At 63.6% G+C, this 19,597-nt stretch carries 20 protein-coding genes and 1 tRNA gene; 13 read left to right on the forward strand and 8 right to left on the reverse strand.

Annotated features, from left to right (window positions below; translation table 11 throughout):
• From JHD07_RS10495 to JHD07_RS10530, 8 genes are all read left to right on the forward strand, one after another.
• A partial coding sequence (locus tag JHD07_RS10495; RefSeq protein WP_291621689.1) for an AMP-binding protein occupies positions 1-871 on the forward strand: 871 nt, incomplete at its 5' end.
• A gap of 21 nt (positions 872-892) precedes the next feature.
• Positions 893-1,531 (forward strand): RraA family protein, encoded by a 639-nt coding sequence (locus JHD07_RS10500; protein ID WP_291621691.1) that lies wholly within the window; start codon positions 893-895, stop codon positions 1,529-1,531.
• A 26-nt stretch (positions 1,532-1,557) separates the two neighbouring features.
• Entirely contained in the window at positions 1,558-1,929 is a 372-nt protein-coding gene (locus tag JHD07_RS10505) for a cupin domain-containing protein (RefSeq protein ID WP_291621693.1), read from the forward strand.
• Between the two features lie 48 nt (positions 1,930-1,977).
• Positions 1,978-2,934, forward strand: a complete 957-nt coding sequence (locus JHD07_RS10510) for a tripartite tricarboxylate transporter substrate-binding protein (RefSeq protein ID WP_291621695.1) — start codon at positions 1,978-1,980, stop codon at positions 2,932-2,934.
• Positions 2,935-3,035: 101 nt separating this feature from the next.
• Positions 3,036-3,112, forward strand: a tRNA-Arg gene (locus JHD07_RS10515).
• Positions 3,113-3,407: 295 nt separating this feature from the next.
• Positions 3,408-5,162 carry an AIPR family protein gene (locus JHD07_RS10520; RefSeq protein WP_291621697.1) on the forward strand — a complete coding sequence of 585 codons (1,755 nt, stop codon included), beginning with the start codon at positions 3,408-3,410 and terminating at the stop codon, positions 5,160-5,162.
• A 294-nt stretch (positions 5,163-5,456) separates the two neighbouring features.
• The gene (locus JHD07_RS10525; protein ID WP_291621699.1) at positions 5,457-6,401 is read left to right on the forward strand and encodes a hypothetical protein; all 945 of its coding nucleotides are present in this window, start codon (positions 5,457-5,459) and stop codon (positions 6,399-6,401) included.
• Positions 6,402-6,706: 305 nt separating this feature from the next.
• A complete protein-coding gene (locus tag JHD07_RS10530) occupies positions 6,707-7,846 on the forward strand; it encodes an amidohydrolase/deacetylase family metallohydrolase (protein ID WP_291621701.1) in 1,140 nt (379 codons plus the stop codon).
• Positions 7,847-7,881: 35 nt separating this feature from the next.
• On the opposite strand, the gene JHD07_RS10535 is transcribed toward JHD07_RS10530, so the two are convergent.
• On the reverse strand, positions 7,882-8,607 hold the full coding sequence (locus JHD07_RS10535; RefSeq protein ID WP_291621702.1) for an alpha/beta hydrolase: 726 nt from the start codon (positions 8,605-8,607) through the stop codon (positions 7,882-7,884).
• 140 nt (positions 8,608-8,747) lie between these two features.
• Here JHD07_RS10535 and JHD07_RS10540 point away from each other — a divergent pair, with 140 nt between their 5' ends.
• Entirely contained in the window at positions 8,748-9,728 is a 981-nt protein-coding gene (locus tag JHD07_RS10540) for a helix-turn-helix domain-containing protein (RefSeq protein ID WP_291621704.1), read from the forward strand.
• A 16-nt stretch (positions 9,729-9,744) separates the two neighbouring features.
• Here the strand turns inward: JHD07_RS10540 and JHD07_RS10545 are convergent, their stop codons facing one another.
• From JHD07_RS10545 to JHD07_RS10565, 5 genes are read right to left on the reverse strand one after another with little or no spacing between them, the layout of a single operon-like run.
• On the reverse strand, positions 9,745-10,890 hold the full coding sequence (locus tag JHD07_RS10545) for an acyl-CoA dehydrogenase family protein (protein WP_291621706.1): 1,146 nt from the start codon (positions 10,888-10,890) through the stop codon (positions 9,745-9,747).
• A 13-nt stretch (positions 10,891-10,903) separates the two neighbouring features.
• Complete coding sequence (locus tag JHD07_RS10550) at positions 10,904-11,731, reverse strand: SDR family oxidoreductase (protein WP_291621708.1); 828 nt, start codon at positions 11,729-11,731, stop codon at positions 10,904-10,906.
• 20 nt (positions 11,732-11,751) lie between these two features.
• The gene (locus JHD07_RS10555; protein ID WP_291621726.1) at positions 11,752-12,159 is read right to left on the reverse strand and encodes a MaoC family dehydratase; all 408 of its coding nucleotides are present in this window, start codon (positions 12,157-12,159) and stop codon (positions 11,752-11,754) included.
• Positions 12,159-12,614 (reverse strand): MaoC family dehydratase N-terminal domain-containing protein, encoded by a 456-nt coding sequence (locus tag JHD07_RS10560; protein ID WP_291621710.1) that lies wholly within the window; start codon positions 12,612-12,614, stop codon positions 12,159-12,161. The genes JHD07_RS10555 and JHD07_RS10560 overlap by 1 nt, the downstream gene beginning before the upstream one ends.
• A 5-nt stretch (positions 12,615-12,619) precedes the next feature.
• On the reverse strand, positions 12,620-13,801 hold the full coding sequence (locus JHD07_RS10565) for a lipid-transfer protein (protein ID WP_291621712.1): 1,182 nt from the start codon (positions 13,799-13,801) through the stop codon (positions 12,620-12,622).
• An 88-nt stretch (positions 13,802-13,889) separates the two neighbouring features.
• Here JHD07_RS10565 and JHD07_RS10570 point away from each other — a divergent pair, with 88 nt between their 5' ends.
• The 3 genes from JHD07_RS10570 (at position 13,890) to JHD07_RS10580 (ending at position 16,962) form a co-directional block, all read left to right on the forward strand.
• Positions 13,890-14,627: a TetR/AcrR family transcriptional regulator gene (locus tag JHD07_RS10570; protein ID WP_291621714.1), complete on the forward strand. Its 738-nt coding sequence runs from the start codon at positions 13,890-13,892 to the stop codon at positions 14,625-14,627.
• A complete protein-coding gene (locus tag JHD07_RS10575) occupies positions 14,624-16,180 on the forward strand; it encodes a long-chain fatty acid--CoA ligase (RefSeq protein ID WP_291621716.1) in 1,557 nt (518 codons plus the stop codon). The genes JHD07_RS10570 and JHD07_RS10575 overlap by 4 nt, the downstream gene beginning before the upstream one ends.
• Positions 16,181-16,287: 107 nt before the next feature.
• Complete coding sequence (locus JHD07_RS10580; protein WP_291621718.1) at positions 16,288-16,962, forward strand: alpha/beta family hydrolase; 675 nt, start codon at positions 16,288-16,290, stop codon at positions 16,960-16,962.
• 3 nt (positions 16,963-16,965) lie between these two features.
• Here the strand turns inward: JHD07_RS10580 and JHD07_RS10585 are convergent, their stop codons facing one another.
• Both JHD07_RS10585 and JHD07_RS10590 read right to left on the reverse strand, forming a co-directional pair.
• Positions 16,966-17,940: a ketopantoate reductase family protein gene (locus JHD07_RS10585; RefSeq protein WP_291621720.1), complete on the reverse strand. Its 975-nt coding sequence runs from the start codon at positions 17,938-17,940 to the stop codon at positions 16,966-16,968.
• Positions 17,941-18,187: 247 nt separating this feature from the next.
• Positions 18,188-18,751 carry a hypothetical protein gene (locus tag JHD07_RS10590; RefSeq protein WP_291621722.1) on the reverse strand — a complete coding sequence of 188 codons (564 nt, stop codon included), beginning with the start codon at positions 18,749-18,751 and terminating at the stop codon, positions 18,188-18,190.
• Here JHD07_RS10590 and JHD07_RS10595 point away from each other — a divergent pair.
• Positions 18,705-19,597: ABC transporter substrate-binding protein (locus tag JHD07_RS10595; protein ID WP_291621724.1), on the forward strand; the 893-nt coding region annotated here is incomplete at its 3' end. The genes JHD07_RS10590 and JHD07_RS10595 overlap by 47 nt on opposite strands.

Below are 19,597 nucleotides of genomic sequence, written 5' to 3' on the forward strand. Positions count from 1 at the left end.
GCGCCAGATCGAGCGCGAGCGCGTGCAATGGGTCAATTTCGTGCCGACCATGATGCACCGGATCTGGGCGCTGCCGGAGAGCGTGCGCAACTCCTACGACCTGTCGAGCCTGCAGACGGTCTTCCACATGGCCGCGCCGATGCCGCCATGGCTGAAGGAGAACTGGATCGCCTGGCTCGGACCCGAGCGGGTGTGGGAGCTCTATGGCGGCACCGAGCGACAGGGCGCCTGCATCATCTCCGGCACCGAATGGCTGACGCACAAGGGCTCGGTCGGCAGGATCGGCGATATGGCGCGCTTACGCATCATCGGCGAGCACGGCAAGGACGTCGCGCCGGGCGAGACCGGCGAGATCTACTTCCTCAACAATGACGGCAAGGACGCCACCTATCACTATCTCGGCGCCGAGCCGAAGCGCCGCGCCGACGGCTGGGAATCGCTCGGCGATATCGGCCGGCTGGATGCCGAAGGCTATCTCTATCTCGGCGACCGCCTCGCCGACATGGTGCTGCGCGGCGGCGCCAACATCTATCCGGCCGAGGTCGAGGCCGCGGTGTCCGAGGCTCCCGGCGTGCGCTCTTGTGTCGTGGTGGGCCTGCCCGATCCGGAATTGGGCCAGCGCGTGCATGCCATCATCGAGCCGGAGCCCGATGCCGACGGCATGGCCATTGCCGACGGCATGGCGGATTTCCTCAAGGACCGGCTCAGCCGCTACAAGCATCCCGAAAGCTTCGAGTTCGTCAGCGCCCCGCCGCGCGACGATTCCGGAAAAGTTCGCCGCACCCTGTTGCGCGATGAGCGCGCGGCGTGGATGAAGGAGGGGCGCGCCTTCCGGATCTTGCCGTCGAAGGCGCGGGCGCATGCCGAATGAGACGAGCAGGGAAGGATTGACATGACGATCACCATCGCGGCGAACAGCGTGCCGAAGCCGCCGGCCGAGATCATCGAGGGTTTCAGGGGCGCGCCGACGTCGGTGATCTCGGACAATCTCGCGCGGCTGCCGGGCGCGGTCGGCTTGAAGCCCTATCACCACGGCGGCAAGCTGGTGGGGACCGCCTTCACCGTGCGCACGCGCCCCGGCGACAATCTTGCCATCCACCGCGCGCTGGACCTGGTCGGGCCGGGCGACGTGATCGTGGTCGACGGCGGCGGGGACGAGAGCCGCGCGCTGGTCGGCGAAATCATGAAGAACATCGCGCAGTGGCGCAAAGCGGAAGGCTACGTCATCGACGGCGCGATCCGCGATGTCGCAGCCTTCGCGGCGGACGACTTTCCCTGCTATGCGCGCGCGGTGATCCATCGCGGCCCCTACAAGAACGGCCCCGGCGAGATCAACGTGCCCGTCACGATCGGCGGCAGCGTGATCTCGCCCGGCGACATCGTGGTCGGCGATGAAGACGGGGTGGTGTCGTTTCCCGCCGCCGGTGCCGCCGCGCTGCTGGAGGCGGTCCGCGCCCAGGTCGCCCGCGAAGAAGAAACGCTGAAGGCAATCCGCGAGGGCCGCTACCAGGGCTCGTACGGCAAATCCTGATCAGACCAGCGCAAAGGGAGGACGGCGTGAGCCAGAAGGAAGAATTTCACAATCTCGATGACGCCAGCGACGGGCTGTTTCGCGAACTCGCGGCGGGCGTGACGACGCGCATCTTCTCCGGCGAGCAGGCGATGCTGTCGGTGGTGACGCTGGCGCCGCATGCGCAGGGCACGCTGCATCATCACCCCGAGGAGCAATGGGGCGTGCTGCTCGACGGCTCCGCCATCCGCGTCCAGGGGGACGAGGAAATCGCGGTGAAGAAGGGCGATTTCTGGCGCACGCCGGGCAACGTGCCGCACACCATGCGCGCCGGCCCCGAGGGAGCCCGCGTGCTGGACATCTTCAGTCCACCTCGGCCAGAATACAGAAAAGCAGGGTCGGGCTTCGGAACGACCTGAAAGCGCCAAAGAGCAATAAGCCGGGCGCAACAACAAAGGGAGGGGACCATGACGATCACGCGACGCACGCTGCTGGCCGCACCGGCCATTCTGGCATTGACGCCCGCGATGGCGCAGGCCGGCAAGATCACGCTGGTGGTGCCGTTTCCGCCGGGCGGATCGACCGATGCCATGGCGCGGCTGCTGCAGAGCAGCCTGCAAACCAAGCTCAACCGCATCGTCGTGGTCGAGAACAAATCGGGCGCCGCCGGCGCGCTCGGCGCGGCGCAGGTCGCCAAGAGCCCGGCCGACGGCACGACGTTCCTGGTCACCTTCGATTCCCACGCCGTGATCCCGTCGATCCTCGACAAGCCGCCGGTCGATGTCGAGCGCGAGATGATGCCGGTCTTGCTGATCGGCACCGCGCCTTACGTGATCGCAGCCGGCGCCGGCCGGCCCTACAAGCGCTTTGCCGACGTGGTCGCGGCCTGCAAGGCGAGCCCGGGCGCGGTGAAATACGCCTCGGTCGGCATCGGCACGCTCGGCCATCTCGCCATGACCGTGCTCGGCAGCAAGGCCGGCGTCGAGATCATGCACGTACCTTATCGCGGCGGCGGTCCGGCGATGAACGACGTGCTCGGCGGTCATGTCGACCTCATCGCGGGATCGGCCGCACTGGTCGCCGCCCAGCTCGGCACGAATATGCTGCATCCGGTCCTGCAACTCGGCCGCGAGCGGCTGCCGGCGCTGCCTGAGACGCAGACTGCGATCGAGGCGGGCTTTCCGGATTTCGAGACGCTGGCCTGGTGGGGCATCTTCGCCCCCACGGGCACGCCGCCGGATGTCGTCGCGGCCTTCGCGGCGGCGTCCAAGGAGATCCTGAGCGAGCCCGCGACCGCCGCCCAGCTGAAGGAGACGCAGCACATGACGCTGCTGCTCCAGGACGGCGCCGCCTTCAAGACCTTCTTCGACAAGCAGGTCGCCACCTGGGGCAAGGTGGTGAAGGACAACAATATCAAGGCGTAGGCGCGCGGCCGACGGCCGCTTTGATCGAGGCGAGGGCTTCCGATTCGGCCCTCGCTTTGATATGTAGACCCCAGGCAACCCGCCTCGCCGGCGGGTTCCGCGGTCCCGTAGCTCAGCCGGATAGAGCGGCGGTTTCCTAAACCGTAGGTCGCATGTTCGAGTCATGCCGGGATCGCCATTACTCAAGTTGACCGGTCGAACGTGAACTCGCTTTCTGCGAGCAGCGGCCAGTGGGCTCCGATGCGCGGTGCTTGATAGCTTCTGACAGCAACTAGTCAGGACGAGAGGCTCACCAAATCTTTTGCTCCAGTGCTTCCAGGGTGACGCCAATTTTGCACGCGCGCTCTTGTCGACAAGCCCCGCATTTTCCAGCGCCCGACAACCACTAGACAGTCGGTGGCCACTTCTTGCTATTGTTCGCGTTTCTTCCGTAATACAACTTTTTGGCGAATTGGTTTCGATTCGGAGGGGCTATGTTCGAACTAATTAAGCAGCAAATTGCGGCTGACTATTTCTTACAAAATTTTCCAAATGATGGGCAGCGCTTTGTTGCTTGGTATCTTCGGAACATCTTGTTCCGAGACATGAACCAGACCCGTGACGATATTACAGATGGGCCAGACGACAAACAGATTGATGCGATTATAGTGGACGATGACCAATCCTTGGTTCGGATTGTGCAAGGTAAATTTGTTCAAGCCAGCACGGTTGACGCCGAACCTTTGCGAGAAGTCTTGTCTTCTTGGGTTCAAATCAAAAATCTGGCGCGACTTCAAAACGTAGCCAGCCAGAAGCTTGCGAGAAAGCTTCCCGAATTGGCGGCTGCGTTGGAAGATGATTACGAGATATCGTTTGAGTTACTTACAACGGGCAATCTGACGAAAGCGGCTCAGCACGATCTTCAAGCGTTCCAAGAGGAGCTTGCAAAGCTGAGCGAGAACGAAGCGTTCGATGCGAGCATTCACGTCATCGACTCTGACGAGCTGAAGCGCCGGTACGACTACGCTCTTGAGGCGGACAATCCGAGCATCAACTATAAGCTTGCTCTGGCCGGCGTGCAGTACATGTATCATGAAGTCGCTGGGACGCCTGTGCTTATTGCTGCCTTGCCATTGAAGGAGTGCGTAAAACTTCCGGGGATAAAGGACGGTACGCTGTTTCAGAAGAACGTGCGCCAAAGTCTTGGTACAAGCAATGCAGTGAACAAAGGTATTCGTGGTACGATCTTGGGCGACAAACGCAGCGATTTTTTCTTTTTCCATAACGGCGTGACCGCGCTCTGCAATAAAATGAGCTTGGACGGCAATACGCTTTCAATGCATGGATTAAGCATCGTCAATGGATGTCAGTCGCTAAATACGATTCTATCATGCAGTGAGACCGTGAAGAGCGTTGACGACGCCTTCATCTTGTTTCGCTTCTACGAAATTCCGCAACGTGATCGTGCCGACAGAATTTCAATCTATACCAACTCGCAGAGCGCGGTGAAGGCGCGCGATCTACGCAGCAATGACAAGCGTGTGCTGGCTATTAAGAAGGCTTATGAACTGCGCTATCCTTCCGGCTATTTCATCACAAAGCGGGGAGAGACGGCTCCGGCAGACAAGAACAAGAAGCAGATCATCGAGCTATCGTCGTTCGCCAAAACGCTAGTCGCGTGGCAAACCCTGAGGCCCAACCTTTCATACGGTGAGACGAAGATATTCGACAAGTATTTTGAAACGCTGTTTAGAAATAAAGATTATCCGCCAGAAAACGTGTTTGCGCTTAACGAGTGGATGAAGGAAGTGCAAGCAACGTGGATTCCCGAAAATCCACTTAGCCTGAATGAAACGCTGTTGGCGATGAAGGCTTACGCGCCCTACCATCACCTATACGCAGTTGCCATGTGTTTTGCGATTTCGAGTAACCAGCCAGATCGCGTGCCGAACGCAAGCAAATCGTTAGAGGCTGCTCAGCAGAACAACATGGTGGGTGAGATCGTCAAAGTAGCTGGCTTGTGCCTTAATATGGCGTTGGAGACGGCAGCAAATGAACCGCAAGTTGGCAATCGAGTTTTTAGCCCGCAGAATTGGGTAAAGTCCAAAGCCTGCTTGGCGGGTATAAATGGCGCTGTTCGCCAGTACTTCAAAATGACGCTACCAATGTTGCCGGATACGAAGAAGAGAATGGACGAGGCTACAGTCCTTCCCGTTGAAGCATTCGAATACAGGCTGTCTGCCGACTGATCCGACGGCCTAGAGAAGTAACACAGGCTCATCACTTACGCCTATTTCGGCGATCCATCCCTTGTGATGCACGTCCGAAGATGGGTTACGCGCTTGGGGCTCGGCGGCCCGCCGATCCAACAAAGAGAAGCATCGGCTGAGCGGACGCTGTTGCGAGAACGCGATTGTTAAGAAAACGAGCGCTTCTCGCCAGGATACGAATTAGCCGGACAGTCGGCTTCGCGTCCTTTTAGGTCGCTGCTGTTTTGCTAGGCGAGAGAGGGTAGTCCGACCTAGGCAGAAGGAATATCAAAAATGGAACTGACGCCCAAGCTTACGCTTGTGACAGTCGCGACTGATCTCGCAAGCGAACTCAAAGCTCTAGGCCTGCCTCTCCGCTTCAGGCGGGCGAGGACACCCGAGCGCCTGAAGGAGATTGACGGTTGGTGGATTTCGCTCGCCGATTGGATCGGCCGTCCGTCGCTAGGTATCTGTATCGACCGTAGTCTCGGCTTGGACAATCACACGATCTGGACAGGATTTTGGCTGCCTATCGACCGGAAGCAGGAGATTGTCGAATTGAACGAGCGGCTGCCTAGCAGTCTGCGTGCGAAGACCGAATTGACCGACGCGAGGTTCTCGAAGGGGCTCAGATGGAGGCTGCTGGAGCGTCCCGCCAAGCGCGCTTTGCTGAGCTCGTTTGTTGAGTACTACGATGGTTATGAGTGCTATCTGGGAATCTACGACGAAGGCGGGATGATCAAATTCGACTTGGCCCGTGCGGCTGCGTTCGTTCAGGACGTCATGCATGTCGTCGGGCCGAAGACGATGAACGGGAAGCGGACACCGGCGCCCGCGAAGAAGGCGTACATGAGGTACGTCGAGCGGTTCGAAGTGAAAGTCAGCCCGCTGCACGATCGGTTGCAAAACCGCTTCGAGGAGTTTCTTAGGAAGTCCGAGAAGAAGGACATCCTTCCGAACGTCGGAGGTGTGGATCTTCGTTATCGTGACTCCGGGATTCCAGTGTTCTGCGAAGTTAAGCCGAGTACTCCCGACACGGCTCGTTTTGCGATTCGAGCCGCGATGGGGCAATTGCTTGATTACCGACAAAGTTCGCCGCGTGCGAGCATGATGATCGTGCTGTCGGTTCGCCCCTCTCCTCGTGACATGGAGTTCGCTCTTTCGAACGGCTTCTGCGTTGCATTCCCATCCGGCAACGGATTCCAGATCGAGACGGCGGGACCGCAAGCCTGCTCCTGATCTGTTGGTGGGCTACGATGCCAACGCAAAATCTGGCTCGTCGTGGCCGCCAAGTCAACGCCGTCTTGCGTGTTGCGTTGATCAGCCACGCCAAGTATTTGTCCTTAACCTATTGATTAACGGCCTGTTGAACGGCTTCCTAAGCTGTAGCTCCATGTTTGAGCCCTGCCGGGATTACCATTGCCTGACATCAATCGTCACCACCAGGCGACAAGCTCTCCGGCGCAGGATTTGCTAGGAACAAGGCCTTCTTTCCTAGGTCGACTTGCCATCGATCGCCTCACCCACCGCATCCGGAGACCCCAATGCCTTTCGACCTGATCCTGCGCGGTGGCCGCGTGATCGACCCCTCGCAGAAGCTCGATGCCGTGACCGATGTCGCCTTTGCCGGCGGCAAGGTCGCGGCGATCGGCACCGGGCTCAAGGCTGATCCGGGCACCGAGGTCCGCGACGTCTCGCAGTTCATCGTGACGCCCGGACTGATCGATCTGCACACCCATGTCTATTGGGGCGGCACCTCGCTCGGCATCGATGCTGAGGAGTTCTGCCGGCTCTCCGGCGTCACCACGGCGGTCGACACCGGCAGCGCCGGGCCCGGCAATTTCGCCGGCTTCCGCAAGCACGTGATCGAGCCGAGCCAGGTCCGCATTCTCGCTTACCTGCACGTCTCGCATGCCGGCATCTTCGGCTTCTCGCACCGGATCATGGTCGGCGAGAGCGAGGAGCTACGATTGATGAATCCGATCGAGGCGGCCAAGGTGGCCGATGCCAATCGCGATCTCATCGTAGGCATCAAGGTGCGCGTCGGATTGCACTCCTCGGGCACGTCGGGGGTTGTGCCGCTCGATATCGCGCTCGAGGTTGCGAACGAGGTCGGCATGCCCTTGATGGCGCATATCGACCATCCGCCGCCGAGCTATGAGGAGGTGCTCGCCCGCCTGCGCCCCGGCGACGTGCTGACCCACGCGTTCCGTCCGTTCCCGAACACGCCGGCGACGGCGCAGGGCACTGTGAAGAAGGCGGTGCTGGACGCGCGCGAGCGCGGCGTGCTGTTCGATATCGGCCACGGCAAGGGCTCGTTCGCGTTCAAGACCGCGCGCGCGATGCTCGCCAACGGTTTCTATCCCGACACCATCTCCTCCGACATTCATCAGCTCTGCATCGATGGCCCGGCCTACGACCAGGTCACGACCATGTCGAAGTTCCTGTGCATGGGCATGGAGCTGCCGGATGTGATCGCGGCCTCGACCGTGAACGCGGCGATGGCGCTGCGGCGTCCCGAACTCGGCAGCCTGAAGCCCGGCAGCGTCGGCGACGCCACGCTCGTTACGGTGAAGCAGGGCCAGTTCGACTATGAGGACGTCGTCGGCGAGCATTTGATCGGCGACCGCAAGATCGTGTCCGAAGGCGTCGTCATCGGCGGGCGCTGGTGGCATCCGAATTGAGCGGCCGACGATCGCGAGCGGGCCCAGGGCGGCCGTCAGTCGCGTCCCGCCTCCATGATCGCCTTGGCGAGCCGCGCCGGATCGGAGAAGCACAGCTCGTGGCTTCCCGGCACTTGCACCAGGCGGAACAGGCCGAGCTTTTCCGACAGCCGCGGATGCCAGGGATGGCTGTGCGGCATCGCGGTATCCTCGGTGCAGTTGATGTAGGATTTGGCCAGCGGCATCTCGGCCGGATTGGTCTTGAGCGCGATCTTGTCGGTGAAGGTCGCCAGTGGATGCGGATTGAGGACGTCGAAGGCGCGCTGCGCCAGCTCGATATCGGCATCGTTGATGAAGGCTTCGCGCCAGATCGGGAAGGGCAAGACCACCGAGCCGTCGCCGCGCTCGGCCGCGATCGCGTCGAACAGCCCGATATAGTGCGGCGGCACCATGTCGTTGAGGCATTCGCCATTGTTGGGCACGAAGGCATTCCAATAGACCAGGCGGCGGATGCGCTCCGGCGCGAGGTCGGCGACGCCGGTGATGATCATGCCGCCATAGGAATGGCCCAGCAGGATGACGTCCTTGAGATTGTTTTCGGCGAGATAGTCGGCGATCGACTGGATCGCCTCCTTGAGCCCGGTCGTCTTGGCGTCGCCGGGACGGTTGCCCTTGATGGTGGGGGTATGGACCTGGTGGCCGGCCGCACGGATCGGGGCGGCCACGGGCTCGAACTCGGCACCGGTGTGCCAGGCGCCATGGACGAGAACGTAGGTCGACATGTTGTGGCTCCTCCCGAGGATATGGTTAGATCGAGGCCGCGCTAATCCGGCCGGTGCGTCGCTGCCGCGCGTCAATTGTGGACTGGCGGCTGGCTTGGCGCTTGGCTGTGAGTGAACCGGATTGGTCTCGGAGTGAACCGATGCAGCAGATCGAGCGCGCCATTCCGTCACGTCAATCGGCCTGGAATACTGCGGGCGTGCGGTCGACCGAGCAATTCGCCTATTATCGCGAGGCGATCTGCCAGGCCTTCATGAATCTGACGCCGGAGCCGGCGGCGGCAGCCGGCTTTCCAGCCAGCGTCGAGCACATCCGTCTCGGCGATGCAGCGATCAACCGCGTCAGCTTTCCCGAGCACGTGGTGCGGCGTTCCGCGGCCGACATCTCGGCATCCGACCGCAGCTGCTTCTACCTCAATTTGAAGCTGGCCGGCCGCTGCCGCATCCTGCAGGATGATCGCGAGATCAGCCTTTCGTCGGGACAGGTCGGCATCTTCGACAGCGATCGGCAGTTCGCGCTTCTGCACGACCGCGGGCCGCAATTGCGCGTTGCCTCGTTCTGGGTACCGGCTGAGCTCTTGCGCGAACGGTTGCCGGCCTCGTTCGACGTCGGAGCAACGCGCGTCTCAGATGATCCCTTCGTCGGCCATCTCATCGTGGAGACCGCGCGCACGCTCAGCGACGGGGCGTTGCGCATGACTGAAGACGAAGGCGTGCGGCTGTTCCGCGTCCTGATCGAGTTGGTCGCCGTGAGCTTGTCTCGGCTCAGCCGGGCAGGCGCTGCGGAGTCCGAGAGTCTTGCCGACGCAACCACGCTGGCGCTCAAACGCGCCATTCATCGCCGGCTTCGCGAGCCCGGCCTTGCCGTTGCCGATGTCGCCGGCGCCGTCGGCATCAGCGAGCGCTACGTCCACAAGCTGCTGGCGCGATCGGGCTCGAGCTTCACCGAATACGTCATGGCCCACCGGCTCGACGGCGCGGCGCGGGATCTCGCCGATCCCGCGATGGCGGATCGTGCGATCGGCGCCATCGCGTTCGACTGGGGTTTCTCGGATCTCTCCCACTTCACCCGGCGTTTCAAGCAGCGCCTCGGCTGCCGGCCGCGCGATTGGCGGGCGCGATGATCTACAGAAACCTGATCTACAGGGATCTGGCGATCAACAGCTTCATGATCTCGTTGGTGCCGCCATAGATCTTCTGGATGCGGGAATCGATGAAGATGCGCGAGATCGGGTATTCCTGCATGTAGCCGTAGCCGCCGAACAGTTGCAGGCATTCATCGGCGGTCTCGACCTGCTTCTCCGAGCACCAATATTTCGCCATCGACGCCGTGACGGTGTCGAGGTCTTTTGCGATCAGGCGCTCGATGCACCAGTCCACGAACACGCGCGCGATCATCGCCTCGGTCTTGCGCTCGGCCAGCGTGAAGGCGGTGTTCTGGAAGTCCATCAGCGGCTTGCCGAACGCCTTCCGCTCCTTGGTGTAGTCGATGGTGAGCTTGACCGCGCGCTCCATCGAGGCGACGGCGCCGACCGCGAGTGCGAGCCGCTCCTGCGGCAGTTGCTGCATCAGCTGGACGAAGCCCTGGCCCTCTTCCTTGCCGAGCAGGTTTTCCGGCGGCACCGCGACGTTGTCGAAGAACAGCTCGGACGTGTCGGAGGCATGCAGGCCGATCTTGTCGAGGTTGCGCCCGCGTTTGTAGCCATCCGCGCCCGCGGTCTCGACCACGATCAGCGAGATGCCTTTGGCGCCGGCATCGCCGGTGCGCGCGACCACGATGACGAGATCGGCGGCCTGGCCGTTGGTGATGAACGTCTTCTGGCCGTTGATGACGTAGGAATTGCCCTGCTTCTTCGCCGTGGTCTTCACGGCTTGCAGGTCCGAGCCGGTGCCGGGCTCGGTCATGGCGATGGCGCCGACCATCTCGCCGGACGCCATCTTCGGCAGCCAGCGCTTCTTCTGCTCCTCCGAGCCGTAATTGAGGATGTAATGCGCGACGATGGCACTGTGCACGGAGACGCCCGTCGTCATCTCCGGCACCGTGCTTTCGAGGTCTTCCAGCACCGCTGCGTCATAGGCGAAGGTGGCACCGAGGCCGCCATATTCCTCCGGCACGCTCGCCAGCAGCGCGCCCATCTCGCCGAGCCCGCGCCAGGCGAAGCGGTCGACCATCTTCTGCTCGCGCCATTTCTCGGCGTGCGGCGCCAGGTCCTTGGCGAGATATTTGCGGAACTGGTCGCGGAACGTGTCCAGCTCTTCGGTCATCCACGACGATCGGTATTGCATCAGCGCCTCGCTCTCAGACAATCAGGCCGCCGCCGGCGACGACCACCTGACCGCTGATATAATTGGATTCCGGGCTGCAGAACAGATAGACGGCGTCGGCGGCCTCTTCCGGCGTGCCGCCGCGGCCGAGCGGGATCATCCGCGACATGGCTTCCAGCATCTGCGGCTGAACGCCGACCTTGATGTCGCGGCCGGCGACGTCGATGGTCTTCTGCTGGGCCTCGATCGGCTGGGTCAGACGGGTGTTGATGAGGCCGAAGGCGACGCAATTGACGTTGACCTTGTAGCGGCCCCACTCCTTGCACATGGTCCGGGTCAGCCCGATCAGCGAGGCCTTGGCCGATGAGTAGCTCGCCTGACCGGCATTGCCGTAGAGGCCTGCGATCGAGGAGATGTTCACGACCTTGCGGAACACCTCGCGTCCTTCCTCTGCTTCCTTTCTGGCAAACACCCTGATCGGCTCGGCGGCCGCGCGCAGGATGCGGAACGGGGCGACAAGATGGACGTCGAGCATGGCCTGAAACTGCTCGTCCGTCATCTTTTGGATGGTGGAGTCCCAAGTGTAGCCCGCATTGTTGACGATGATGTCGAGCCCGCCGAACTTGTCCAGCGCGGCGCCGACGAAGCGGTCGGCAAAACCCGCCTCAGAGACGCTGCCGTTCATGGCGACGGCGTCGCCGCCGAGCGCCTTGATCTCCGCCACCAGGGCGTCTCCGGGCTCGGCGTCGAGGTCATTGACGACGACCCTGGCGCCTTCGTGCGCCAGCTTGAGTGCGATCGCACGCCCAATGCCGCGGCCCGAGCCGGTGACGAGCGCGACCTTTCCCTGCAGTTTTGCCATTCGAATGAGTTCCTTTGCTGTTACAGCGCGACGACAGCGCTGCCTTCGAGCTTGACCTCGCCGCGATCGTCCCGGGTGGTGAGCGCGAGCCGTGCACGGCGCTCGCCGCCCTCGGCGAAGAGCTCCGTCACGGTGCCTTCGCAAGTCAGCGTGGCGCCGAGCTGGGTAATCGCGACGAACCGGGTCGCGAAGCTGCGGAGCTTCGAGGGCGGCACCGCATCTGTCAGCGCCTGCCCGAGACAGGCCATCACCAGCATGCCGTGGGCGAACACGTCAGGAAATCCGGCCGCCTTGGCGAAGTCGATATCGACATGGATTGGATTGTGATCGCCCGATGCGCCGCAATAGAGCGCCAGCGTGTGGCGGGTGATCGGCGGAAAGACCTTGTGGACGATGCGGTCGCCAGCCTTGATGTCTGCGGATGCCATCACGACGCCACCTCGTTACGGACGACGATGGTGCGCGCGGTATCGGCGACATGCACGCCGTCCTGGTTGGTCACCTCGCACCGGATCCCGATCAGCGTCATTGCGCCGCCCTTCTTGTCCGTCACGCTGGCCACGCGCGGCCGGAACGTCAGCGTGTCGCCGACCAGAACCGGCGCGTGGTAGATGAAGCTCTGCTCGCCATGCAGCACGCGGGCGAGATCGATGCCGAGCGCGCTGAACATTTCGAATGGGTCGTCGACGTCCATCATCTCCAGGCAGAACAAATAGGTCGGCGGCACCGGCATGCCGGTGAATCCGGCCGTCCGCGCCGCATCCGCGTTGCGGTAGACCGGGTTCTGTTCACCCAGCGTATTGAGGAAGTAGCGGAGACGGCCCGGCTCCACGCGCGCGGTGACGGGCGTGAAGCTGCGCCCTACGGCGGACTGATCGACCATGCCGATCAATGCCGCTTGTAGAGCGTGACGACGCAGGCGCCGCCGAGGCCCAGATTGTGCTGGAGCGCGACCTTGGCGCCCTCGACCTGAGTTGAGCCGGCCGTGCCACGCAGCTGCCGCGTCAGCTCGTAGCACTGCGCAAGGCCGGTGGCGCCGAGCGGATGCCCCTTCGACAGCAATCCCCCGGACGGATTGGTCACGATCCGGCCGCCATAGGTGTTGTCGCCGTCATTGATGAACTTGCCGGCTTCGCCCTCGCCGCAGAGACCCAGGGCCTCGTAGCTGATGAGCTCGTTATGGGCAAAGCAGTCGTGCAGCTCGACGACGTCGAGATCGTCGGGCCCGATGCCGGCGCTTTCATAGACGCGGCCTGCTGCCTCTTTGGCCATGTCGTAGCCGACCAGCTGCATCATGTCGCCGGCCTTGAAGGCCGAGGGCGTGTCGGTGGTCATCGCCTGCGCTGTGATGCGCACCTTCTTGCCGATGCCGTGCTTGTCCGCGAACCGCTCCGACACCAGCACGGCCGCGGCGCCGCCGCAGGTCGGCGGGCACGCCATCATGCGCGTCATCACGCCGGGCCAGATCACCTGGTCGTTCATCACGTCCTCCGCGCTGACTTCCTTGCGGAAGAGTGCGAGTGGATTGTTCTTGGCGTGCCGGCTTGCCTTGGCGCGCACCTTGGCGAAGGCGTCGAGCGGGGTGCCGTATTTCTTCATGTGGCTGAGCCCGGCGCCGCCGAAATAGCGCAGCGCGAGCGGAATGCCGGGAGCGTCGATCAGCTGGTCGGCAGCCGCGTCGAACTCTTCGAACGCACTGGGGCGGTCGGTGTCGACGCTGCCGAGCGCGCCCGGCTTCATCTGCTCGAAGCCGACCGCCAGCACGCAGTCCAGCGCGCCGCTCGCGATCATCTGCCGCGCCATGAACAGCGCGGTCGAGCCGGTCGAGCAATTGTTGTTGACGTTGACGATGGGAATGCCGGTCATCCCGACGTGATACAGCGCGCGCTGCCCGCAGGTGGAATCGCCGTAGACGTATCCGGCATAGGCCTGCTGCACCTTGTCGTAACCGAGGCCGGCATCGGCGAGCGCCAGCTTGATCGCCTCCGTCCCCATCTCGTGATAGGGCGCGCTGGCCCCCGGCTTGGCGAAGGGGATCATGCCGACCCCTGCGACGATCACGTCAGACATCGCTTCCTCCAAATAAATTACCCATTGGACTTTTTCTTACCCACGGGTAACATATCGGTCGATGCCCGCGAGAGTCAACCGACCGAACATGGATTCAGCGCCGCCCGTTCCACCCTCATCGCCATCGCCCTGGCTGCCGTTCGAGAGCCGCCGCCGGGCCCGCGACGAGAAGCGCGAGGCGGTGCTGCGCGCCGCCGTGCAGCTGTTCCTGGAGCAGGGCTATCACCGCGTGACGCTGAACGAAGTCGCCGAGCGGCTGAATATCACCAAGCCGGCGCTGTACAATTATTTCCGGAGCAAGGACGAGATCCTGTTCGAATGCTGGTCGATGGGCGCCGAGCTGGTCGACAGCGTGATCACCGAGATCAACGCCGGCGGGGGTTCGGGCCTTTCCAAGCTGCGCAAGCTGGTTCACGCCTATACCGCGCTGATGGCGACCGATTTCGGCGCGAGCCTGGTGCGTTTCGACCTGCGCGATCTGGCCGAGCGGAACGCCGCCGTCGCGCGCGCCGCCAAGAAGCGGATCGACGCCACCTTCCGGCGATACATCGCCGCGGGCACGGCCGACGGCTCGATCAAGCCATGCGATCCCAAGCTCGCCGCCTTCGCGATCGCGGGCGCGCTCAACTGGATCGGTCACTGGTATCAACGGGACGGCGAGCTCTCGCCGACCGAGATCGCGGACGAGTTTACGGTTCGGCTGACGGAAGGCCTGGCAACCGAGAGCCGGCAGCAAATCACAAAGAAGACGCCGAGGGCGCCGCAACGGCGCAACTCAACGCGCGGGACTATAGGGAAGAAGCGTACAGGAGGAGGAACCGGATGAACATCACGCATGGGCTGCGGCGCGCGCTGCAGATCAACCCGAACGGGCTCGCCACCGTCTATGGCCAGCGGCGCCGCAATTGGGGCGAGCTCGGCGAACGCGTTGCCAGGCTGGCCGGCGGCCTGCGCTCGCGCGGCGTCCGGGACGCCGATCGCGTCGCCGTGCTGTCCTTCAACTCGGACCGCTACCTCGAGCTTTACCTCGCGACGGGTTGGGCCGGTGGCGTGATCGTGCCGCTCAACATCCGCTGGAGTGCTCTGGAGAACGAGGATGCGCTCCGCGACTGCCGCGCCGCCGTGCTCGTGGTCGACAAGGCCTTCGCACAGGTCGGCTCGCAGCTCGCCGGCGCCATTCCGGGGCTGAAGCTGATCTACGCCGACGACGGCGAGGTGCCGGCGGGGATGGAGAGCTACGAGGACCTGGTCGCCGGCAGCGCGCCCGTGGCCGATGCCATGCGCAAGGGCGAGGATCTCGCCGGCATCTTCTATACCGGCGGCACCACCGGGCGGTCCAAGGGCGTGATGCTCAGCCACCAGAACCTGATGGCCAATGCGCTCAATGCGCTCGGCGAGGGGCTGTTTCCGGCGAGCACGACCTATCTGCATGCGGCGCCGATGTTTCATCTCGCCAATGGCGCGGCGATGTATTCGCTGCTGCTCTCCGGCGGCTCGAACGTGATCGTTCAAGGTTTTACGCCCGAAGGCGTGATGGCGGCGATGCAGAACGAGCGCGTGACCGACGTGCTGCTGGTGCCCACGATGATCCAGATGCTCGTCGATCATCCCGCGATCGGAAAGTACGACCTGTCGTCGCTCAAGCACATCATCTACGGAGCCTCGCCGATCAGCGAGGCGGTGCTCGACCGTGCCGCGCGCGCACTGCCGCATGTGCGTTTCACCCAGGCCTACGGCATGACCGAATTGTCGCCGATCGCGACGCTGCTGCATTCCGGCGAGCATGTCGGGGAGGGACGCCGGAAGGGGCGTCATCGCGGCGCCGGCCGCGCCACGCTCGGCTGCGAGGTGCGGATCGTCGACGAGAACGACCAACCCGTGCCGACGGGCGCTGTCGGCGAAATCGTCGTGCGCGGCGACACCGTGATGATGGGCTATTGGGAGCGGCCGGAGGAGACCGCGCGCGCCGTCGTCGACGGCTGGATGCACACGGGCGACGGCGGCTACATGGACGAGGACGGCTTCATCTATGTCGTCGACCGCGTCAAGGACATGATCATCTCGGGCGGCGAGAACGTCTACTCCGTCGAGGTCGAGAACGCGCTGGCACAGCATCCGTCGGTGCTGCAATGCGCGGTCATCGGAGTGCCAAACGAGCAATGGGGCGAGCAGGTCCACGCCGTCGTGGTCAAGCGCAGCGGTGTCGAGGTCTTGCCCGGTGAGCTGATCGAGTTCACGAAGACGTTGATTGCCGGCTATAAATGTCCGCGCAGCATCGAGATCACCGAGACGCCGCTGCCGCTGTCCGGTGCCGGCAAGGTGCTGAAGCGCGAGCTACGCAAGCCGTTTTGGGAAGGACGGGAGCGGCGTGTCAGCTGAGGGCTTCCGCGCGTTACGCCATGCGCGCCGATGAAGTACGAAGATTGATGTTTCCAGATCGCGATCGCGCGGGTATCTCTTGCGTGACTCATCGGGGACATCCACTCTTGGTCCAGAGGCGCGAGCTCAAGCTCGATATTGAGCGCATTGGCACCGTCTCAGCGATCCTGACGCAGCCGGACCATGCGCGCGCCTGCTACGTGCTGGCGCACGGCGCCGGCGCCGATATGCGGCACTCCTTCATGGAGAAGGCGGCGGAGGGACTCGCGAGCCGCGGCATCGCGACGTTCCGCTTCAATTTCCCTTACATGGAGAAGAAGCTGGGCCGTCCTGACCAGCCGGCGGTCGCGCATGCCGCGATCCGCGCGGCGGTCGAGGAGGCGGCGCGGCTCTGTCCCGGGTTGAAGCTCGTCGCCGGCGGCAAGTCGTTCGGCGGCCGCATGACCTCGCAGGCGCAGTCGAAATCGCCGCTGCCGGGCGTGAGAGGGCTCGCCTTCCTCGGCTTCCCCCTCCATGCCGCCAAGAAGCCTTCGTCCGAGCGCGCCGAGCATCTCGCCGGCATCGCAATCCCCATGCTGTTCCTGCAAGGCACGCGCGATGAGCTTGCCGATCTCGGCCACTTCAAGCCCGTGATCGAGAGGCTCGGCGCGAGGGCGGCGCTGCATGAAATCGCAGGCGGCGATCATTCCTTCGCGGTGCTGAAAAAGTCGGGCCGGACCAATGAAGAAGCGCTGACGGAAGTGCTCGACTCACTGGCGGCCTGGATCGACGAGCTCTCCTGAAGCTCACGCCGCATACAGCCCCTTGTCGCGCGCCTTCTGAATCGCCAGCGCGGCGATCAGGTCGAGCGTCGGCGTGGACAGGCCGGCGGTGCGCGCGAAGGCCTGCGGTGCCTTCACCAGCACGTCGATCTCCATGGCACGGCCGAGCTCGTAATCCTGCAGCAGCGACGGCTTGTGATTGGGCGCGGGGCCGCTGCGGGTCACGCGCTTGACCTCGGGGATGAAGTGCTGCGCGATCTCGTTGGCCTCGTTCAGCATGCGCGGAATCACTTCGGCAAAGGCCGGGTCGTCGCGCACACCGCGTGCGGTCTGGCCGGTGAGCAGGCACAGCACCGAAAGCGACATGTTGGTCAGCAGCTTTGACCAGATCGCCTCGCGGATCTCCGCCACCGGCGGCGATTCCAGCCGCGCCTCGTTGAAGACATTGCGCAGCTTCGTGATGCGCTCGCAATGGCGGTCGTCGCATTCGCCGATCAGGAGGCGGTTGCGGTCCGGCGTCAGGTTCTGCACCACGCCCGGCGCGGTCACCTCGTTCGAGGAGAAGATCACGCCGCCGATGATGCGCTCCTTCGGGATGCAGGCGCGCAAGCGTCCGCCGGGATCGAGGAAGGAGATGTCCGGCGGCGTCGGGTGCCGCGGCGGCAGGCCGATGCCGTACCACCAGGGAATGCCGTTCTGCGCGAACACGATGGCGGTGTCGTCCTGCAGCAACGGCTTGATGCTGGACACGAGGCCAGTCAGGGCGGTGGCCTTCAGCGTCGAGATCACGACGTCCTGCGGGCCGAGCTGGGCCGGATCGCCGGAGGCGTTGACCTTGGCGGAAACCTCGGAATCGCCGACCCGCAGCTTCAGGCCGTTCGCACGCACGGCCTCGAGATGCGCCCCCCGCATCACGCAGCTGACCTCATGGCCGGCGCGCGCCAGCCGGACCGCGATATGGCTGCCGACGGCGCCCGCGCCGAAAATGCAGATACGCATGATGAGTCCTGTCCCTTGATGCCGCCCCGTGCCAGCATGACACAAGCCGCCATGCGATGGACGCGGCCGCCCCACGCTGGAAAGCTATGGATCAAGCGACGCGGCCTCGGCCATAGTGCCCAACAAACGACCGAAGCGACGGCCGATGACTGCCAACCCGGTGCCGCGCACCCGCGATGAACGCGGGCCGCGACCGTCACGTTGAACCAGCCGGAGGTCAACAGCGCCTGTGGCGGCGGCCCAGGCGTCAGCAGCCGCGGCAAATGGTGTTGATGCTGCGATAGACCGCATCGTCGTCCTGCCGCATCTCACGCAGCGATTCGAGCGCAGTGTTTTCGCGCCGCGGCTCCGGCCTGCGCCTGGCCGCGAGCTCGTCCTCCTGGCGCTTGTAGCATGCCTCCCGATCAGGCTTGGCCTGGATGAAGCGGCAGTTCTGCTCAAGAGCGAAAGCTGGTGCAGTCGCGACCACGAGGGCGATCAGGGTCGCGAAACAGAATTTGACGATCATCGAATCCATCCCCGCCGTTGTCTCAGGTCCGGCGACCGGGAGCAACCCGTCATCCTGCGATGACGGGACGTGCCGGGCTGATCGACGGAGGACCCGGTTCCGCCGCCGTGCCTGCGCGGTCCGGAAAGGGGATTCACGCGAAATCGCATTGAAAAATTGCAGGAAACGTTGAAACAACGGGGTGTCTTGATCGGGCAGGACCAGGCGCGGCCTGAAGGCCTGTAGCGGCCGCGAGTCAACCACGAGAGGAATTGGAATGATCGGGATGGCGCGGCTCGCGATAGCGGGCCTGGTGGCGATCATGGCGATGGGCTCGGCGCGGGCCGAGGAAGCGCTGAAGGCCAGGATCGGCGTGCTCCGCCTGTCGTCCTCCGCGCCGGTCTTCATCGCGCAGGACAAGGGCTACTTCCGCGAGGCGGGCCTTGAGGTCGAGTTGAAATTCTTCGACGCAGCGCAGCCGATCGCGGTCGCCACCACCTCGGGCGACGTGGATTTAGGCGTTACCGCCTTCACGGCCGGCCTCTACAATCTCGCCGGCAAGGGCGTGCTGAAGGTGATCGGCGGCATGAGCCGCGAGAAGCCCGGCTATCCACTGATCGGCTATTTCGCCAGCAACGCCGCCTATGCCAGCGGTCTGAAGGCCCCGAAGGACCTGCCCGGCAAGCGTGTGGCGATGACGCAGGTCGGATCGAGCTTTCACTATTCGCTCGGCCTGCTCGCGGACAAGTACGGTTTCAAGCTCGCCGAAGTGAAGATCGTGCCGCTGCAATCGCTGTCGAATGCGGCCGCTGCGCTGAAGGGCGAGACCGTCGATGCCGCGCTGCTGCCGATCTCCACGGCGCGAAAGCTGATGGACGAGGGCGGCGCCAAGTTCCTGGGCTGGGTCGGTGACCAGACGCCGTGGCAGGTGGGCGCCGTGTTCGCTTCGCCCAGAACGCTGACCAACAAGGCGCTGGTCACAAAACTGTTAGGCGCGCTCGCCAAGGCCGACCGCGAATATCACGACGTCATCCTTACCGCGATGAAGGACGGCGTCGCGCCGATCAACGAGCAGACCAGACCGCTGCTGGAGATCATCGCCAAGTACACCAATCTGCCGGTCGAGCAGGTGGTCGGCAATTGCGCCTATATCGATCCCGACGGCAAGCT

Source organism: Bradyrhizobium sp. (assembly GCF_016462955.1).
GTDB lineage: Bacteria > Pseudomonadota > Alphaproteobacteria > Rhizobiales > Xanthobacteraceae > Bradyrhizobium.